General features: G+C 34.7%; 2 protein-coding genes. Both read right to left on the bottom strand.

Going from position 1 to position 1,901, the window contains the following annotated elements; translation table 11 throughout:
• Nucleotides 1-585 precede the first annotated feature (585 nt).
• Nucleotides 586-1,044, bottom strand: a complete 459-nt coding sequence (locus ACLCDL_RS17850; protein ID WP_423149773.1) for a hypothetical protein — start codon at nucleotides 1,042-1,044, stop codon at nucleotides 586-588.
• Nucleotides 1,045-1,278: 234 nt separating this feature from the next.
• The gene (locus tag ACLCDL_RS17855) at nucleotides 1,279-1,770 is read right to left on the bottom strand and encodes a hypothetical protein (RefSeq protein WP_423149774.1); all 492 of its coding nucleotides are present in this window, start codon (nucleotides 1,768-1,770) and stop codon (nucleotides 1,279-1,281) included.
• Nucleotides 1,771-1,901: the final 131 nt, after the last annotated feature.

Raw genomic sequence — 1,901 nt, forward strand, 5'->3', positions numbered from 1 at the left:
GAACCTGATAGTCTTTCCCTTATTCTTTAAAAGCTAAAACTCTCACCTTTATACTTTAAAAGCTTAGCTATTAAAGTAACAGTAATGAGAGGCACATTTTAGAAACCGAAAGTATATTACTAAAAGAATCAATTTTAAAAATGTTTTTCGAATAGACCCAATACAAGTTTTACAATTAATCTCCTTTTTTATGTTTGTGCGGTTCTAATGATGGAACATTCTTAGGTGTTTCTTTATTATCTCGTTGGCGCCTATCTGGTTTTCCAGTTGTAGTAGCTATTCTCTTTGGTCCTGGTTTTATTCCCATGTTTTAAGTTTTAATATTCTCAATTTATAATTATTCTGTAACTGTCACAAATAAAAATAATGTAAGTTATCAACATTAGAATCAGTATAAAGCCAGTTTTCGGGCGGGAACTGACTAGGCTTTTTATATAACTTTAAGTATTCCTAACGTTGTGGCATTTGAAAAACGTCAGTTTCAATTAACCACAAAAGCAAAATAGCGATTTATAGCTGAATGCTCCAACATCCCGCCACAATTTTATAAACACACTGTTGGTGGCAGGCTTTGTTTTCTCATTGTCACACTGTTATCTTCTTATTTCTGTATAGTCTTACAAAGCAAATGGTCAGTCCAATCAATGTAACTATAAGCCCAACTTGCCACTCAAATGCCACTACCATTAATGTTTCATTGTCTGGATGTTCTCGGCTTCCAATGGAATCTGCCCAATTTAAAAAACCAAGTCGAGCAGAAATATAAATGCAACTACAAATAATAATGGCAGATAAGAAAAACCAGTTCCTTTTATCAAACTTCTTTGTCAACCAATACACTATTGTCACCAAAATAATGGGAAGGAGAAGAATTGTGAACATTGTCTGAAACATCGCCAAGCCGGTATGTTCGTCACTCTTGATAAACCACAAAGGTCTAAGCAAATACTGAATAGTAATGGTCAGTCCATAAGTAAGAAGCAAAACAAACGTCCAATATTTGAAATGGTTTTTCAATTGTGAAGTGTCTTTTAAGCTTGCCACTAACGTTTATGGCTTTACGAAGATGGCGGATAGATAGTACGTCATTGTCGCCCAGCATAACTGTTAAATATTTTTATTTTTTCTACTGTTATCATGTCCTCTTAAAATAGCACATAACGTTGAATGTTTATATTGTGCCCGCTTAAGAGGACTTCCATTTCGGGCAGCACTAATGTAGTTAAAAAGCAGATAACTTCGAGTACCACGTCAGCAGGGCATAATTTAAACATGGTGTTATGGGCTGACAATTTTATGGTAATGGTCTATTTCACCTGAAATTCCGATGTAATAATTCAAGACTGCTGAAACGGATAGTATCAGTAAAACCGAAAAGTCAAAGACGGCTAAGGTCGAAAGTTTCCTCTTATTAATTTCCTTGATTACATGCTTCTGAAATAAGAAATTTGCTCCAAATAGCAAGGCTGTCGTTAGAATAGAAATGCACACATACCAAAAGAACTCTTCGATGCAGTCCTTTTTCAACAAGTTCATTGAGGCTTCTTTGGTCGATTCTTTAGGACCTTGAACGATAATTGCAAGCCTAACATAAAAAACCGCACCGAGAAGGAAAACAGTAGTATTCAATAAGTATAAGAAAGTCTTTTTAAGATTGAAGAAGTCCTTTTTTAAGGTCTGAAAAGTCCCCTTGACGACTAAGGTCGCCCAAAGTGAGATTGCTATGTAAATCAGAATCTCATTAATCAAAAGTCCGGTCTTGTAGGTCATTTATTTTGTTTGCCCATAACGGTTAAGGCTTGTTGATTTCTATGATTCAAGCAACTAATTTATTGTAATTTTTTTCATATTTTCTATCTTGTTTTACACAGGCAAATACTCGTAGTATTAGCTTGTTCCTT

This window comes from Rubrilithobacter danxiaensis (assembly GCF_047272945.1).
GTDB classification, from domain to species: domain Bacteria; phylum Bacteroidota; class Bacteroidia; order Sphingobacteriales; family Sphingobacteriaceae; genus Rubrolithibacter; species Rubrolithibacter danxiaensis.